Genomic DNA, 14,922 nt, shown 5'->3' with positions numbered 1-14,922 from the left:
ATAATGAAAAAATAAAATAAAAATAAAAAAGGAGACAATATGAAAAGCATAAAAAAAGTTGTAGCTGTATCGGCTCTAGCTCTAGCTCTTAACTTTACAAGCCTAACAAGTAAGGCCGATAATATAAATACAATAGTATCAACCACATCAAATGGTATATATGGTTGTTCATTTACTTTCTCTAATAGGGATATTTTAGATAAGATTAAAGATGTGAAAATCAATGGAGAATCATATGAGAAAAGGGATGAGCAAATTGAGCTTAAAGATAAGGAAGGTTATAGTATAAACCAAGTAGATCCACAATTATTTATATCAAAATTAAAAAAGGGAGATAAGCTTGAAATTATAACAAGTGATAATAAGAAAATAAGCCTAAATATTGAAGATCCTAATAGATTTATGGGACTTATCTTTGCTAAAGATTCACTAAAAGAGGAGAAGCTATCAGACGAGAAGAAAGAAAATAAGATAGATGAGAAAAAAGAAGAAGTAAAAAAAGAAAACAACACTGACTCTATAGTAAAATCTTACAATGAAGATGTGTCTGACGGTTACATAGAACTTATGGATAACAGTCTTATAGGAAAAATTGATTCTATAAAAATAAGGGGAAAAGTCTTAGAAAAAGCTTCAAGTAAACTAGTAATATTTAATAGAGATGCCTATGCTATTTCAGATAACAAAATCTATATAAATAGATTAGCTAACAATGATATAGTAAGTATAAAAATAGCTGATAAAGACTATAATTATGTCTATAACAAAAGTAATAATAGTCTAAATATTACTGATAAGACACAAAGAATTTATAAGGTAAAACTTGTTGGAAGTTTTGAGCCAGCAGTCATTGGACAAAAAAAGTATGACGGAGTATCAGCGGCGACAGGAACGGCAACAAATAGTAAAAATTCAAATGTAAAAATTCTTGTAAGTGACAAAGAAAACCCAACAGACGAAGATTATAAGGAACTTAATGAGTTTAGAGATCTTAAGGTAAAAAATATAATCCTTAATGAAAAATCAGGGATGAAAGGAAAATATGATTCATATAGCTCAGCTATAATCCTAAATGGAGATCCTAAAGAAAAGGGAATATATCCTATTTCTGTACAATTAGTAGATAATATGGGAAACGAAATTACTACAAATTCTTTAGACTTTAAAATTTATAGGACAGATGAGTATCTATCAGATTTCATAAAAGAAGAAAACTTCAAAAAGACTAAAGATGGTAAATTTATGTGGGATATGAGTCCTTGGCTTATTACAAGATTTGCTAAGGATAAAGAAGTGGTTGAAGTTCCAAAAGATTTAAAAGCATGGTTTGGTTCCCATGAAAGTGGAAAGCTAGGAGAGCTTGGTTATCTAAATAAGGAAAAAACACAAACACTAATCGTAGGTAAGGGAAGAAATTTAACTATACAAAATATGAAAGTCTTATCATCGGTAAATATAATTGTTAAAGATGGTGGAATATTAAATGTAAGAGATTCTTCAATCTTTGGAAAAATAACTGTAGAAAACGGCGGAAGACTTTCTGTAAACTATGACCCATATAATAAAGAGTTTTTAAATGGAGCATCTATAAATGGTCAAATAGAGCTTAAAAAAGGCGGGATTTTAGAAAATTCTCTCATATATTCAAACACAAACTTTTTAACAGATTCAAATAAGGCAAATAAAAATGTTAAACCTGTAGTACTCGTAAGTGGAGATAGTAAGATTGTTGGAGAAGTTTATGTAAGAGGAGACGAAGCACCAACAGGAAAGGATCCTGAAACAAAAAGAGTCTATACTGGTCAAAATGCATTAAAGATAGAAAATGCTAAGTTAAGTATAGAAAAAGATTCTACACTAGGCCTATATGGGGCAGGAAGAATGGCTACAACATCTATTGGAGGGGATGCATTAATCCTTAATAATGGAAAAGTTGATGGAGAAGGTAGACTTATAGCTATAGGAGGAAGTGGACATTCATATGAAGGAGGAGCTGCTGTAAGTGGTAAGGGTGAGATATCTAATAAAGAAGCTTATCTAAAGGCAGGAAATACCTATGCCAGTGACGCTAAAAAAGCGAAAGCCTTTGATAGTGAAAATATAAAACTATCTAAACAAACTGTAGGATATGCCAAAGATAGTGAATACAAAAAACTTCAAAACGATGATGACCAACCAGGATATTGGCTAAGTTCTCAACAACCACCTAAAAATGAAAAACTTCCTAACTATGATAAGGAAAAGTTTGTATATAATGGCCTAGAAATAGAAAGGGAAAAGGAAAAATCTCAAGAAACTAATAGCAACAAAATAGAAGAAAAAGATTCTAAGATAGATAAAAATGAAGCCAAGCCATTAGATAAAAAACAAACAGATTATAATAAGCAAAAAGAAGAAACTAAGCCAATTACAAACGAAGATGATAAAAAAGATTCTAAAAAAGACTCAGATAAGAAGACAGATGTTGATGAAATAAAAGATGATAATTTAGATAAGAAGATAAAAGCTTTAAGTAATGAAAATGAAAAACTACAAAAAGATATAGAGAATCTTAATTCTCAATCCCAATCTCTTGAAAAAGAAATAGAAGTATCAAATAAGGAAAAAGATGAGGCTACTTTAGAAAAAGAAAAATGTGAAAAAGAATTAGAGAAAAAGGAAAGTCTTCTTAATGATGCGAACAATAAGCTAAATGAATTTAAAAACCAAGCAATAAATGATAAAGAAAAATCAGAAGAAGAAAAAGAAAAGCTTAAAGAGAACATAAGACTTCTAGAAGAAGCTAAAAATAAAGCCGAAGAAGATAAGAAACAAGCCTTAGAAAATCTAGAAAAGCTTAAAAATGAAAATGAAGCTAAGCTAAATGCTTCCTTAGAAAAAGAAAAAGTAGCTAAAGAAAAACTAGAAAAAGTTCAAAGTGAAAAGGAAATACTTCTAGATAAAGTAAAAAAATTAGAAGAAGAAAAATCATCTGTTGAAAAGAAAATGGAGGGGTTAAAGAATTCTAAAAATAAGAAAGATGAGGGTGTACAAACTGATAATAAAGAAAACACATCCTATAATAGCAAGTCAAATGGTTTGGAAAATAAAGAAGTAAAATCTAGTGAAAATAAAGATGAAGAATTTTCTAAAGAAAATGTTAAAAAGGGAAAAATGGTTACAAAGCCTAATAGTCAAGAAGGAAATTCAAAGGTAAATGGAAAAACACAAGTTTCTAATGCTAGTGAAAGCAACAATAAATCAAAAGAAGATAAAAATTCTAAAACTAACAATACAGAAGAATCTAGCTCAGAAATAAATGACAATTCTAACAACACAGATAAAAAAGATAAGCCTGAGCTTTCACCAATTAGTAATGCTAAATCAGACAAGAATACACATGAGAAAAATAAGATGGATGCAAGTAAAAATAAATCTAAGTCTAGTTCATCAAATGTAAGAACAGGTATAAGAAGCTCCTTACCAGCACTGTTTATTATAATCATAAGTTCTATTAGCTTAATAATTAGCAAAAAAATAAAATAATATTTTAAATCAGAGTCTTCCAATTAAGGCTCTGATTTTTATTTTTAAAAAATAATGTCCAATTAATCAAATCTTTGTTTTTTTGATTGAATTGTAGTATACTTATTAAGGTTTTAAAAAACGTTTTTACAAGATAGATAAGGGGAAAAACTATATAAAAAAGATTAAAAGTATCATTTAAATATCTATATTTAGCTATTTCTCTTTTGGAGTATATTAAGCTTTTATTCTTTATGAAAAAACATTATTTTAAATTTTACTTGTGTTATAATCAAATAAAGGAGGCATTATGTTTGATTTTAAAAATGCAAAAAAAAGAGTAGACGAAGCAATTGACCCAACCTATATGCTTTATTCAGAGGTTTTTTCTAACCTTTCAAAGAATAATGTATATATTAAACCAGAAAACTTACAAAAGACTGGTTCTTTTAAATTAAGAGGGGCCTATAACAAAATTTCTAAATTAGATGAAGCTTCTAAGTCTGTAGGAATTGTAACAGCTTCAGCTGGAAACCATGCCCAAGGTGTAGCATATTCTGCAAACCATCAAGGTATAAAGGCGATAGTTTGTATGCCAGAAACAACACCAATGATTAAAGTAGAAGGGACTTTAAAATATGGAGCAGAAGTTGATTTACATGGACAAACATTTGATGAAACAAATACATATGCACAAAATTTAGCCAAAGAAAAGGGATATACCTTTATTCCACCATATGATGATGAAGATGTTATTGAAGGACAAGGAACAATAGCTCTTGAAATATTAGAAAAATTTAAAGAAGCTGACTACATTTTAGTTCCAATCGGTGGAGGTGGACTTATCTCAGGTATAGCAAAGGCTGCAAAAGAAATTAAACCTGAAATTAAAATAGTTGGGGTAGAGCCAGCAAATGCTGCTTCTATGCAAGCTGCAATTAAAAATGATGGTCCGGTAACCCTCGCTTCAGCTGATACTATAGCAGATGGTACAGCGGTTGCTAGAGTTGGAGATATAACTTATAAGATTTGTAAAGAATATGTTGATGAATATATCTCAGTAACAGAAGAAGAAATTATGGTGGCCTTGACTACTTTGATGGAAAAACATAAACTAGTAGCAGAGCCTTCAGGTGCTCTTAGTCTTGCTGCAAGCAAAAAACTTGATTGTGAAGGAAAGAATGTTGTTTGTGTTATAAGTGGTGGAAATATTGACATGTCATTTATTTCTCAACTTATTCATAAAGGACTTTATGAAGATGGAAGGATTGCAAGATTTACAGTTGAACTTGTAAATGCACCAGGAAAACTTAGAGATCTTCTTGATATAATTGCCTATACAAAGGCAAACATTATAAGTGTAGTGCATGATTCTCTAGCTTCAGCAAGTAGGTATAAGAACATTCAAGTAGAGTTGACACTAGAAACAAACGGAAAAGACCATATCAGGAAGATTGAGGATTTACTTACTGAGAAAGGATATAGCGTTCATTAGATGAATATTGAAAAATTACTAGAAGGAATCGACTATATTGACAAAAATATAGGAAATGATAGAGATATAGAGGGGATTTCTTCAAATTCTAGAGAAATAAAAGAAAATTATATATTTTTAGCTATCAAAGGATTAGAATTTGATGGACACAAATTTATAGGCTCAGCCATTGAAAATGGAGCAAGTACTATAGTTTATACAAATAAGGATATAGACTTCAGAGGTGGTATAAATTATATAAGAGTTGATGATTCAAGGATAGCTCTTGCCCAAATTTCAAATAAACTTTCTAACTATCCTTCTAAAAAACTAAGGATGATAGGAGTTACAGGGACCAATGGCAAGACAACAACAGCCAATATGATTTCTTTTATTTTAACAAAACTTGGGGACAGTTGTGGGAATATAGGAACAGATGGGGCAGATTTGATATATAAAACTATAGCTACAGAACACACAACTCCTGAGATTACAGATATAAATAATATACTCATAGAAGCAAATAAACTTAATCTTAAAAATATAGTTATGGAGACATCATCCCATGGTTTATATCTAAAAAGATGCTTTGGTATAGACTATGATTATGGTGTATTTACTAATCTTTCACCAGAACACATGGATTTTCATAAGGATATGGAAAATTATTTTAAGGCTAAAATGATTTTGATTCAAAATTGTAAAAAAGCTATTATAAATAAGGATGATGATTATGGTAAGAAAGCCCTAAAACTTGTTAAAAATCCTATAAGCATATCCATAAATGAAGAAAGTGACTTTAGGGCATTAGATATTAAAAAAATTGATGAAGGACTATCATTTAAGATAAAAGGAATAAACTTTAAGCTTAAAAGATTTGGTATTTATGATATATACAATGCACTTTGTGCCATAGCGATTGCCTCTGATTTAGGATATAGATTAGAAGATATAGCAGATGTATTGAAAGACTTTAAAGGGGTAAAATCAAGGCTTGAATTTATAGAAAATGACCTTGCTATAAATATAGTAGTAGACTTTGCCCACACAAGTACAGCCTTTGAAAATATATACAGGGTTTTGCCAAAAGATAAGGACATATATGCAGTTTATGGTATAAGTGGGGATAGGACAGTAGAAATTAGGGAAGCTATTGGAGAAATTTCTGCCAAATATGGAGTTTTCTCTGTAATTACAGTTGATGATCCCAAGTTTGATACCTTTGAAAATATCTCAAATGATATAGTAAGAGGTATAAAAAAGAGAAATGGTAAATATAAAATAATAGAAAATAGAAAAGATGCTATAAAATATGCCATCAAAAGTGCAAAAAAAGGCGACTTTGTACTTTGCCTTGGGAAGGGTGAAGAAAATTTCTTAAAACTTAAGGCAAATATCAAGACTCATTATTATGAAAAAGACACAATAAGGGAAGTTTTAAAAGAGATATGAAAATATTTGTAATAGGAGCAGGGGTAAGCTCGCTTGCCTTCTGCTCTTTTTTAGATAAAAATGATATAACAGTTTTGGAATCAAATCAATTTTCTGGAAGAAAGCTTCTTGCAACTGGAAATGGAAGGTGTAATTTTACAAATATAAACATGGATCATAAAAACTTTTACTCAAACGAAAAAGATTTTGTAAATTACAGTCTTGATAGCTTTTCAAACAAGGATTTATTAGAGTATTTTGAATATTTGGGAATAGAATGGATTAACTTTCCATCTGGAAGATGCTATCCTAAGACCCAATCCTCAAAAACTGTCAGGGACTCACTTTTGATGAAGGCAGAAGAAAACGCTAAATTTATCTACAATATAAAAGTAGTAGACATTGATTTTAAGAAAAAACTTATTATTACCGATAAAAAAAGTTTTAAATATGATATTTTAGTTATTGCAAGTGGAGGACTTAGCCTTAAAAATTCGGGTTCTGATGGGTCTATTTTAAAGATTTTAAAAAAACACACTAAACTTATTGATCAAACATTTGGTATAACTAATTTTAAGACTGAGAATCCCCTATCAAAGACTGCTAAGGGCTGTAAGGTATTTGCCAAGGCTTCACTTTTTGTAGATGATAAATTCCAAAAATCGTCAACAGATGACATAATTTTTCAATCCTATGGTCTTACTGGAACTGCAATACTTGATCTTTCCAATATAATTTCTCTAGCTCTTAAAGATAAAAGAAAGATTAGGCTTGACATTGACTTTTATCCAGAGTATAAAAAAAAGGGACTTTTTGATATTTTAGAAAAAAAAGCCCAAAGATTTCCAAAAAGAGCTATTAAAAATTTACTTATTGGAAATATTGACCAAAAACTCATAATTGATATATTAAAAAGGGCTAAAATAAATGAGGATTCGGTAAAAATATCAAAAAATGACTTGGAAAAGTTGGTAAAAATATTAAAGAAATTTTCTTTTAATATAGTAGATATACATGACAAAAACAATGCACAAGTAACACTTGGGGGTGTAGCTTGCGATAGAATTTATAAGAATTCGATGAAGTCAAAGGATATGGCTGATACCTATTTTATAGGTGAGATTATGGATGTGGCTGGAGATTGTGGAGGATATAATATTCAGTGGGCTTTTTCATCGGCAAAGGCTGCATCAGATGATATAAGGAGATTAAATGTTTAAAATTAATAGAAAGCTTAAAGAATTAAAGCACAATGGAGAAAAGATATCATTGGCTATTGTAGGATGTGGAAAAATGGGAGCAAGTCTTATTAACCAATTAGGTAGCATCGATGCAATAGACGTAGCCCTAGTGGTAGAACACACACCTAAAAAGGGTAAAGAGGCTCTTATCGATTCTGGAATTTCAGAAGATAAAATCATAAATACTGATTCTTTTGATGAGGCTTTTGAGGCACTAAATAGAGGTTTCGTAGTAGTTAGCTCAAATTACAAACTAGCCTATAAACTTTTACAAATTACAGCGGTTATAGATGCTACAGGAAATCCACCTTTTGGGGCCCTACTTGCTACAAAAACTATCCAATATCATAAACATTTTATAACTCTTAATGTAGAATGTGATGCAGTAGTTGGGCCAGTTCTTTATGATATGGCCAAAAAGGCTGGAGTTATTTATACTGGAATTGCTGGAGATGAACCAGGTTCTATAATTGAATTATGTGATTTTGCCTATGGGATAGGTCTTGAAATTCTTGTAGCAGCCAAGGGTAAAAATAACCCTCTTGATAATTATGCTACAGCAGAAAAATTAAAAGATGAGGCAGAAAAAAAGGGACTTTCACCAAGAATGCTTACAAGTTTTGTCGACGGAACAAATACAATGATTGAGCTTAACTCAGTATGCAACTGCCTAGGATTTTTACCAGATACTTTTGGGTGCCATGGTATAAAAACAAGTCCTGAAACAGCAGTAGAAGACTTTAGATTGAAAGATAAGGGAGGAGTTTTATCTTCATATAAGGTAGTAGACTTTTCACCTGGTATGGCTCCAGGAGTTTTTCTTATAGTAACAAGTGATAAAAAAGAAGTAAGAGATTTGATGAAATTCTTAGGCTTCGGAGATGGTCCAAATTATTTATTATTTAGGCCATACCATTTAACAAGTCTTGAAACTCCTATAACTATCTTTAATGCAGTAGTAGAAAATGAACCAACTATAGCTCCACTTCATGGTCAAGTTGCTGATACTGTATCAGTTGCAAAAAGAGATATAAAAAAGGGAGAAACCCTTGATGGTATTGGAAGTGACAAGGTATTTGGAAAGCTAACTGACCACAATAGGTCAATTAAAGAGGACCTACTACCAATAGCCCTTATTACAGAAAAAACAAGAGCTATTGTTGATATCAAAAAGGATACAGTAATAGACTTATCTATGGTAGAGCTTGATGAAGATGCCATAATTACAAAACTTAGAAGAAGACAAAATTCAATGAAACTTTAATTTAAGTTAGATTCTTGCAAGAATTAATCTTGCAGGAGTCTTTTTTTATGATATTTTTTAAAAATCACTTATAATTATATAAAGGAGATTTTATGAAAATACTATTAGTTGAAGATGACAAGAAAATAGGAGAAGAGCTATCTTTCCAGCTTGAGCTTTTGGGCTATAAGACAAGTAGGGTGGAAAATTTTGAAAAAGTAATAGATGATTTTAATAAAAGTGATTTTAGCCTTGTTATTATGGATTTGAAATTACCTTATAAAAATGGATTTTACTGGACTTCTGAAATTAGAAAAGTATCCAAAGTTCCAATTATTTTTCTAACTTCTGCATCAGATGATATAAATTTAATATCTGCTATAAACTATGGAGCAGATGATTTTATTGCAAAGCCATTTTCTATGCAAGTCCTTCATTCTAAAATTATAGCAATTCTTAGAAGGTCTTTTGACTTTAATGATGTAGATGATTTAAAGTTAAAATATGAGAACTTAGTTCTTGATAGAGATAAGATGATTTTAGAAATTGATAGTAAAAGCATAGCTCTTTCTAAAAATGAATTTTTAATTATGGAAATATTACTTGAAAGTCCAAGAAAGATTGTAAGTCGAGAGAAGATTATGGATAAACTTTGGTCTACCGAATCTTTTATAGATGACAATACCTTAACTGTGAATATAAATAGGATAAGAAAAAAGATAAAAGCTCTTGGCTTAGATAATCTTATTCATACAAAAAAGGGAGTAGGTTATTATATAAAATGAAAAAGTTGAAAAATTTTTGTTCAGGAAATAAAGACTATATCATTTCTTTGATTGTATTTTCGCTTGTATTTGGACTTATCTCTTTTGCCTTTTCACTTGATTGGTGGATTTTTCTTTATACTTTAACCTTAGTTTCCTTTATTTTACTAATTTTATGTATTGTTAGATATGTAAAAGTTCAAAAATTGTTAGAAAATAGTGAATTTACCTATCTTAGAGATGATATATATGAAAAACATATAGGTGAAATTTTCAAAAAAAAAGATAAGGAACTTAAGGATATAGTACTTAAAAGCAAGATAAGACAAGATGATTTGGAAGGACTTTTAACCATATGGACTCATCAGATTAAAACCCCTATATCAGCAATTTCACTTATTAGCCAAAGATACGATTGTATGGATATAGACTTAGAACTTATAAAGATTGATGATTATATTTCATCTCTACTTTCTTTTATAAAATCTAGGAGGGCAAGCCTTGATTATAATTTCAAGTCATTTTCTATTGAAAGCCTTATAAGAGATATAGCAAAAAGATATAGGAGTTTTTTTATAGAAAAAAGATTAAGTCTAAATCTTTGTATAGAAGATGAAATGATAGTATCAGATCCAAAGTGGCTTTCTTTTGTTATAGAGCAAATTTTATTTAATTCTATAAAATATACAGAAAAAGGCTTTATATCTATAAGATACAAGGAAAATGTCTTGGAAATTATCGACAGTGGTATTGGAATAAAGAAAGAAGATATAGAAAATATTAAAAAATTTGGATATTCTGGAGATACTTATAAAAGAGATGCAAACTCTACTGGTATAGGATTATTCTTGGTTGATGATATACTTGCTAAACTTGGATATTCATATTCTATTAAATCAGAGCCTAATAAAGGAACTGATTTTTCTATAAATTTGAAGAGAAATAAATTAATTCAAGATTAAACTTACATTTTGTAAGTTTAATTTTTTAAATTGTAATATTAGATTAGGGATTAATTTTCTGATTTGTACTAATATAGACTTACGGAGGATAGTATGAATATTTTAGAAATTAATAATTTAAGAAAAGTATATAATGAAGGGAAAATAGAAACAAAAGTGACAGCCTTAAAGGATATAAATTTTAAGGTAAAAATGGGAGAGTTTGTAGCTATAATGGGAGAGTCTGGTTCTGGCAAGTCAACCCTACTTAACCTTATAGCAACTTTAGACAATCCTACAAGTGGTGAAATAATTTTAAATAATGAAGAGATAAAAAATAAAAATGACAAGGAAAAGGCGAGATTTCGTCGTGAAAAACTAGGGTTTGTCTACCAAGACTTCTCCTTACTTAACTCTTTAAATATTAAAGATAATATATTTTTACCCTTAGTTTTAGAAAATACTAAGTATAAAGAAATGGAAGAAAAACTAAATCCTATAGCTAAGGCTTTAAAGATTGACAGTCTTCTTTATAAGTTTCCCTATGAGCTTTCAGGAGGGCAAAAACAAAGAGTAGCTGTTGCAAGAGCAATAATTACAAATCCAGAAATCCTACTTGCAGATGAACCAACAGGTGCACTTGATTCAAATTCATCAATGGAACTTTTAAATATTTTTGAAAAGATAAATGAAACAGGTCAAACTATTTTGATGGTAACCCATTCAACCATGGCTGCAGCAAGAGCGTCTAGGGTTTTATTTATAAAAGACGGGAAAATATTTTATGATCTTTATAAGGGAGAAATGACTAATGAGCAAATGTATGAAAAACTTGTTAAAAGCCAAATGATAATACTTGCTGGAGGTGAGGGTCTTGAATAAGCTAAACTTTACCCTAGCTAAAAGGCAAATTTCTACAAACAAGTATTTGTACCTACCTTATATAATAGCATCATCCCTCATGCTTTTTATATTTAACCTTATAGTTGACTTAAAGACAGAAGACTTTATTCTAAATTCTAGGGGTGGAGCCTTTATTGAATCTATACTAGGATATGGTCAATTTGTAATTGCACTTTTTGCAGTATTATTTCTAATATATATGACAAATGCTGTTGTAAAAAGTCGTTATAAGGAATTAGGACTTTTATATGGACTAGGCATGGATAAAGGATCTTTAAGAGGAATTTTATTTATTCAAAATATAATCCTAGCTCTTCTTAGTCTTTTATCTGGAACATTTTTGTCCTTACTTTTATCACCCCTAATTATAAATTTGGTTGGGAGGTTATTAGGATATGGAAAAATAAATCTTAATTTTAATATAGATGCTATAAAATTGGGATTTATAGTATTTTCTCTTATATTTATCCTTATAACTATCATAAGTTTGAATTCTATAAGAAAGAAAAATCCATTAGAACTTTCTCAAATGGCAAAAAAGGGACAAGCTCAACCTAAGTTTTCAATGATAAGTTTTATTTTATCCATAATATTTTTAGCTTTATCCTATAAAATAGCTCTATCAATAGATGGGGCATTGGATGCTATACCAAAGTTCTTTCCTGCGATTATTCTTGCTATTTTTGGGACATTCTTATTCTTTAGGTCAGTTACAATTTGGATATTAAAACTACTTAGAAAAAACAAAAGAATTTATTATAAATCTACAAATATGACTTTTATAGGAGAACTTATAAAAAGAAGCAAAGAATCAGCTATGGCCCTTTCATCTATAAGCATAATAGCATCCATGCTTTTGATGAGCTTTATAGTAATGGTTGCTATGTTTATAGGAAAAAATAGTCTTTTAGATAGGATAAGTCCAAGAGATTTTGTAATATCCTATCAAAGTGAAGACTTAAAAGATAACATAGATAAGCTTATAAATCTAGAAAAGTCCGATTTTAATATAAAAGAAAAAAATGAGGGGATTGCAGATATAAGCTTACTTACAACAAATGAGATAGAAGATGAAAAATTAAAGTTAGTGGAAGATGATGAATTTAAAAATATTATGATGGATAAAAGCATAACAATAGTATCTCTTACTGACATAGATTCATTTAATAAGGCCAATAATACAAAAGAAAGCTTAAATGATGGAGAGGCCTTAGTTTATGATTCTAAAAACAAGACCTACCAAAGCTTATCCATAGATGGGGTAGATTTAAATGTTAGTAAAAACTTAAGGGAAATAGACTACATTTTAACAGATACAACCGCTACTCTTTTTCATAATCTTTTAGTTGTTGTAAAAGATAAAAGTGACTTTTTAAAAAAACTTGAAGAAAAAGGACCTGGGTATGATTTTGGTGAAAGGAGTATTCATTTAAAGTACTTTGATGTAGAAGAAAAAGATGTCCAAAAAATGGATGAATTTTCTAAGATAATGATTGATCATATATCAAAAAATCAAAATTTAAAAGGAAAGGTTGAATTTAAGAATGCCTACGAAGCAAGACTTGAATTCGACCAAATACACCAAGGAGCCTATATAACTGTAATACTTCTCTCTTTCATGTTCTTTGTATCTGCTATAGTTGTAATCTATTACAAACAAGTGGCAGAAGGAATCGATGATGGACGTAGTATAGGAATTCTTAAAAAAATCGGAATGAGTAATAGTGAGATTAGAAAATCAGTAGCCAAGCAAAATTATGTGACATTTTTTGCACCCCTAGTCCTTGCTATAATTCATATACTAGTTGCAAGTAAGCTAGCCTTTGGTATCCTACAATTATTTACTGTGTTAGATAAGTCCCTATTTATAAAAATTGAAGTTCTATGTATATTGATATTTGCTATAATATATTTTCTTATATTTAGGATAACTCTACCTATATATTTTGAAATTGGAAAGTTAAACAAGGAGTAAGCATGAGAGTATTAAAGAAAATTTTAAAACTTATATTTTGTATAAGCATAATAGGATTTATAGCAATAGGACTTGGACTTACAATTTGGACTAAATATCCTGAGTTTAAGGCAAGAAAAGAAATATCAGATCTTGACAAAAATGCTCGTAAAATTTCTGATATTAAAATAGGTGAAAAAGCAAAGATTATTGCCCTTGGAGAGGCAAGCCATGGAAATAAAGAGTTTCAAAAGCTTAAACTTGATGTATTTAAAAATCTGGTAGAAAATAATGATGTGAGAGCCTTTGCATTAGAGTGTGATTTTTCTGAGGGAATTCTTATAGACAAATATATAAAAAATCCAAATATTAAAGTAAATCCATTGGAATATTTTTCATTTTCTATATATAAGACTGAAGAAATGAAAAATCTAATAGAATGGATGAAAGAATATAACAAGATTCACAATGAGAAACTTTCCTTCTATGGTTTTGATATGCAAAATCCAGAGAAGCTTATACCAACCATAAAAGATTATGTGGGAAAAAATAGGATAGAATTTGCCCTAGATAAGCTAAAAGTCCTTGAAACTTATCCTATAAAAGTAAAAGATTCAAAAGTAAAAGACTTGATAGAAAATCTTAAAGTTCTTAAAGATAAGATAAAAGAAGAAAGCGATGATGATATAATTTTTAAGAAAGCGATAGACAATTTTCTTGAAGGATTTTCCTACTATAGCCTTGATGATAATTTTAAAGAATATGAAACAAGAGATAGGCTAATGGCAGAAAATGTAATCTGGATTAGTAAATTTGAAGATAATAGAAACTCAAAGCTTATGATAGCAGGACACAATGGCCATATAGGAAAGACTTCAAATATTTACAAAATCATGGGTGACCACCTTAGTGAATTTTTTAAAGATAAGTACTTTACCATAGGTACAGACTTTTATAAGACAAGGGTTAATATAAGCTCAATGACAGATAAAAAAAGAGTTATCAAAAAATTTATATCAGCAGACCCAATAGCCCAAAAGGCAGAAAAATATGATGGGATTTTTTACCTAGATTTTAACAATCTTCAAAATGGGGCTACTAAGTCCATAGTAGAAAGTAAAATGAAAATGGGTTCTTTGGGCGAAGGATATTTTCCTATGATGAATGTAATTGCAAAAACTTATAGAATAGACCAAGTTCCAAAAGATTTGTATGATTCAATGATATTTATCTATGAAGCCAATCCTACTGAAATAATAAATTAGAAAAATTAATTTTATATATGTTTAGTTTATGCCGGATCTAATTCTAGTTTAGATCTGGTATTTTTTAATTTCCTATAGTTTTTAATATTCTTAGATTTTGTTTCTAGATACTTTATGAATAAGAAACGATAAATGATAAGAAAAATCAGAATATCTCGTATATAATGATAATAGTTATTAATATCATAAATTAGGAGGTTAA

General features: G+C 29.5%; 10 protein-coding genes. All 10 read left to right on the top strand.

Translation table 11 applies throughout. The features are described 5' to 3' along the window. Window positions 1–39: 39 nt before the first annotated feature. Complete coding sequence (locus tag SOR60_RS07020) at window positions 40–3,525, top strand: hypothetical protein (protein WP_320595571.1); 3,486 nt, start codon at window positions 40–42, stop codon at window positions 3,523–3,525. Between the two features lie 289 nt (window positions 3,526–3,814). After that, window positions 3,815–4,999: a threonine ammonia-lyase gene (ilvA, locus tag SOR60_RS07015; RefSeq protein WP_320595570.1), complete on the top strand. Its 1,185-nt coding sequence runs from the start codon at window positions 3,815–3,817 to the stop codon at window positions 4,997–4,999. Beyond that, complete coding sequence (locus SOR60_RS07010) at window positions 5,000–6,430, top strand: UDP-N-acetylmuramoyl-L-alanyl-D-glutamate--2,6-diaminopimelate ligase (RefSeq protein ID WP_320595569.1); 1,431 nt, start codon at window positions 5,000–5,002, stop codon at window positions 6,428–6,430. It begins immediately after the preceding gene. Further along, window positions 6,427–7,629, top strand: coding sequence for an aminoacetone oxidase family FAD-binding enzyme (locus SOR60_RS07005; protein ID WP_176269749.1), 1,203 nt, complete (start codon window positions 6,427–6,429; stop codon window positions 7,627–7,629). Before SOR60_RS07010 ends, SOR60_RS07005 begins: the two co-directional genes overlap by 4 nt. Next, entirely contained in the window at window positions 7,622–8,914 is a 1,293-nt protein-coding gene (locus SOR60_RS07000) for an NAD(P)H-dependent oxidoreductase (RefSeq protein WP_154540122.1), read from the top strand. The genes SOR60_RS07005 and SOR60_RS07000 overlap by 8 nt, the downstream gene beginning before the upstream one ends. Window positions 8,915–9,006: 92 nt before the next feature. Then, window positions 9,007–9,678 carry a response regulator transcription factor gene (locus SOR60_RS06995; protein WP_320595568.1) on the top strand — a complete coding sequence of 224 codons (672 nt, stop codon included), beginning with the start codon at window positions 9,007–9,009 and terminating at the stop codon, window positions 9,676–9,678. Further along, window positions 9,675–10,619 carry a sensor histidine kinase gene (locus tag SOR60_RS06990; protein WP_320595567.1) on the top strand — a complete coding sequence of 315 codons (945 nt, stop codon included), beginning with the start codon at window positions 9,675–9,677 and terminating at the stop codon, window positions 10,617–10,619. Before SOR60_RS06995 ends, SOR60_RS06990 begins: the two co-directional genes overlap by 4 nt. Before the next feature lie 93 nt (window positions 10,620–10,712). After that, on the top strand, window positions 10,713–11,480 hold the full coding sequence (locus SOR60_RS06985) for an ABC transporter ATP-binding protein (protein WP_320595566.1): 768 nt from the start codon (window positions 10,713–10,715) through the stop codon (window positions 11,478–11,480). Then, window positions 11,473–13,476 carry an FtsX-like permease family protein gene (locus SOR60_RS06980; protein ID WP_154540130.1) on the top strand — a complete coding sequence of 668 codons (2,004 nt, stop codon included), beginning with the start codon at window positions 11,473–11,475 and terminating at the stop codon, window positions 13,474–13,476. The genes SOR60_RS06985 and SOR60_RS06980 overlap by 8 nt, the downstream gene beginning before the upstream one ends. Before the next feature lie 2 nt (window positions 13,477–13,478). Then, the gene (locus tag SOR60_RS06975) at window positions 13,479–14,720 is read left to right on the top strand and encodes an erythromycin esterase family protein (RefSeq protein ID WP_154540132.1); all 1,242 of its coding nucleotides are present in this window, start codon (window positions 13,479–13,481) and stop codon (window positions 14,718–14,720) included. Window positions 14,721–14,922: the final 202 nt, after the last annotated feature.

It is taken from the genome of Anaerococcus porci (genome assembly GCF_034090325.1).
GTDB classification, from domain to species: Bacteria; Bacillota; Clostridia; order Tissierellales; family Peptoniphilaceae; genus Anaerococcus; species Anaerococcus porci.
Note: the sequence above shows the minus strand (reverse complement) of the source record. Positions and strands in the feature narration are given on the sequence as shown.

What these genes read in the sequence shown, in the direction of transcription:
- SOR60_RS07020 (WP_320595571.1), top strand. Translation starts at nt 40, where the DNA reads ATGAAAAGCATAAAAAAAGTTGTAGCTGTATCGGCTCTAGCTCTAGCT.
- ilvA (WP_320595570.1), top strand. Translation starts at nt 3,815, where the DNA reads ATGTTTGATTTTAAAAATGCAAAAAAAAGAGTAGACGAAGCAATTGAC.
- SOR60_RS07010 (WP_320595569.1), top strand. Translation starts at nt 5,000, where the DNA reads ATGAATATTGAAAAATTACTAGAAGGAATCGACTATATTGACAAAAAT.
- SOR60_RS07005 (WP_176269749.1), top strand. Translation starts at nt 6,427, where the DNA reads ATGAAAATATTTGTAATAGGAGCAGGGGTAAGCTCGCTTGCCTTCTGC.
- SOR60_RS07000 (WP_154540122.1), top strand. Translation starts at nt 7,622, where the DNA reads ATGTTTAAAATTAATAGAAAGCTTAAAGAATTAAAGCACAATGGAGAA.
- SOR60_RS06995 (WP_320595568.1), top strand. Translation starts at nt 9,007, where the DNA reads ATGAAAATACTATTAGTTGAAGATGACAAGAAAATAGGAGAAGAGCTA.
- SOR60_RS06990 (WP_320595567.1), top strand. Translation starts at nt 9,675, where the DNA reads ATGAAAAAGTTGAAAAATTTTTGTTCAGGAAATAAAGACTATATCATT.
- SOR60_RS06985 (WP_320595566.1), top strand. Translation starts at nt 10,713, where the DNA reads ATGAATATTTTAGAAATTAATAATTTAAGAAAAGTATATAATGAAGGG.
- SOR60_RS06975 (WP_154540132.1), top strand. Translation starts at nt 13,479, where the DNA reads ATGAGAGTATTAAAGAAAATTTTAAAACTTATATTTTGTATAAGCATA.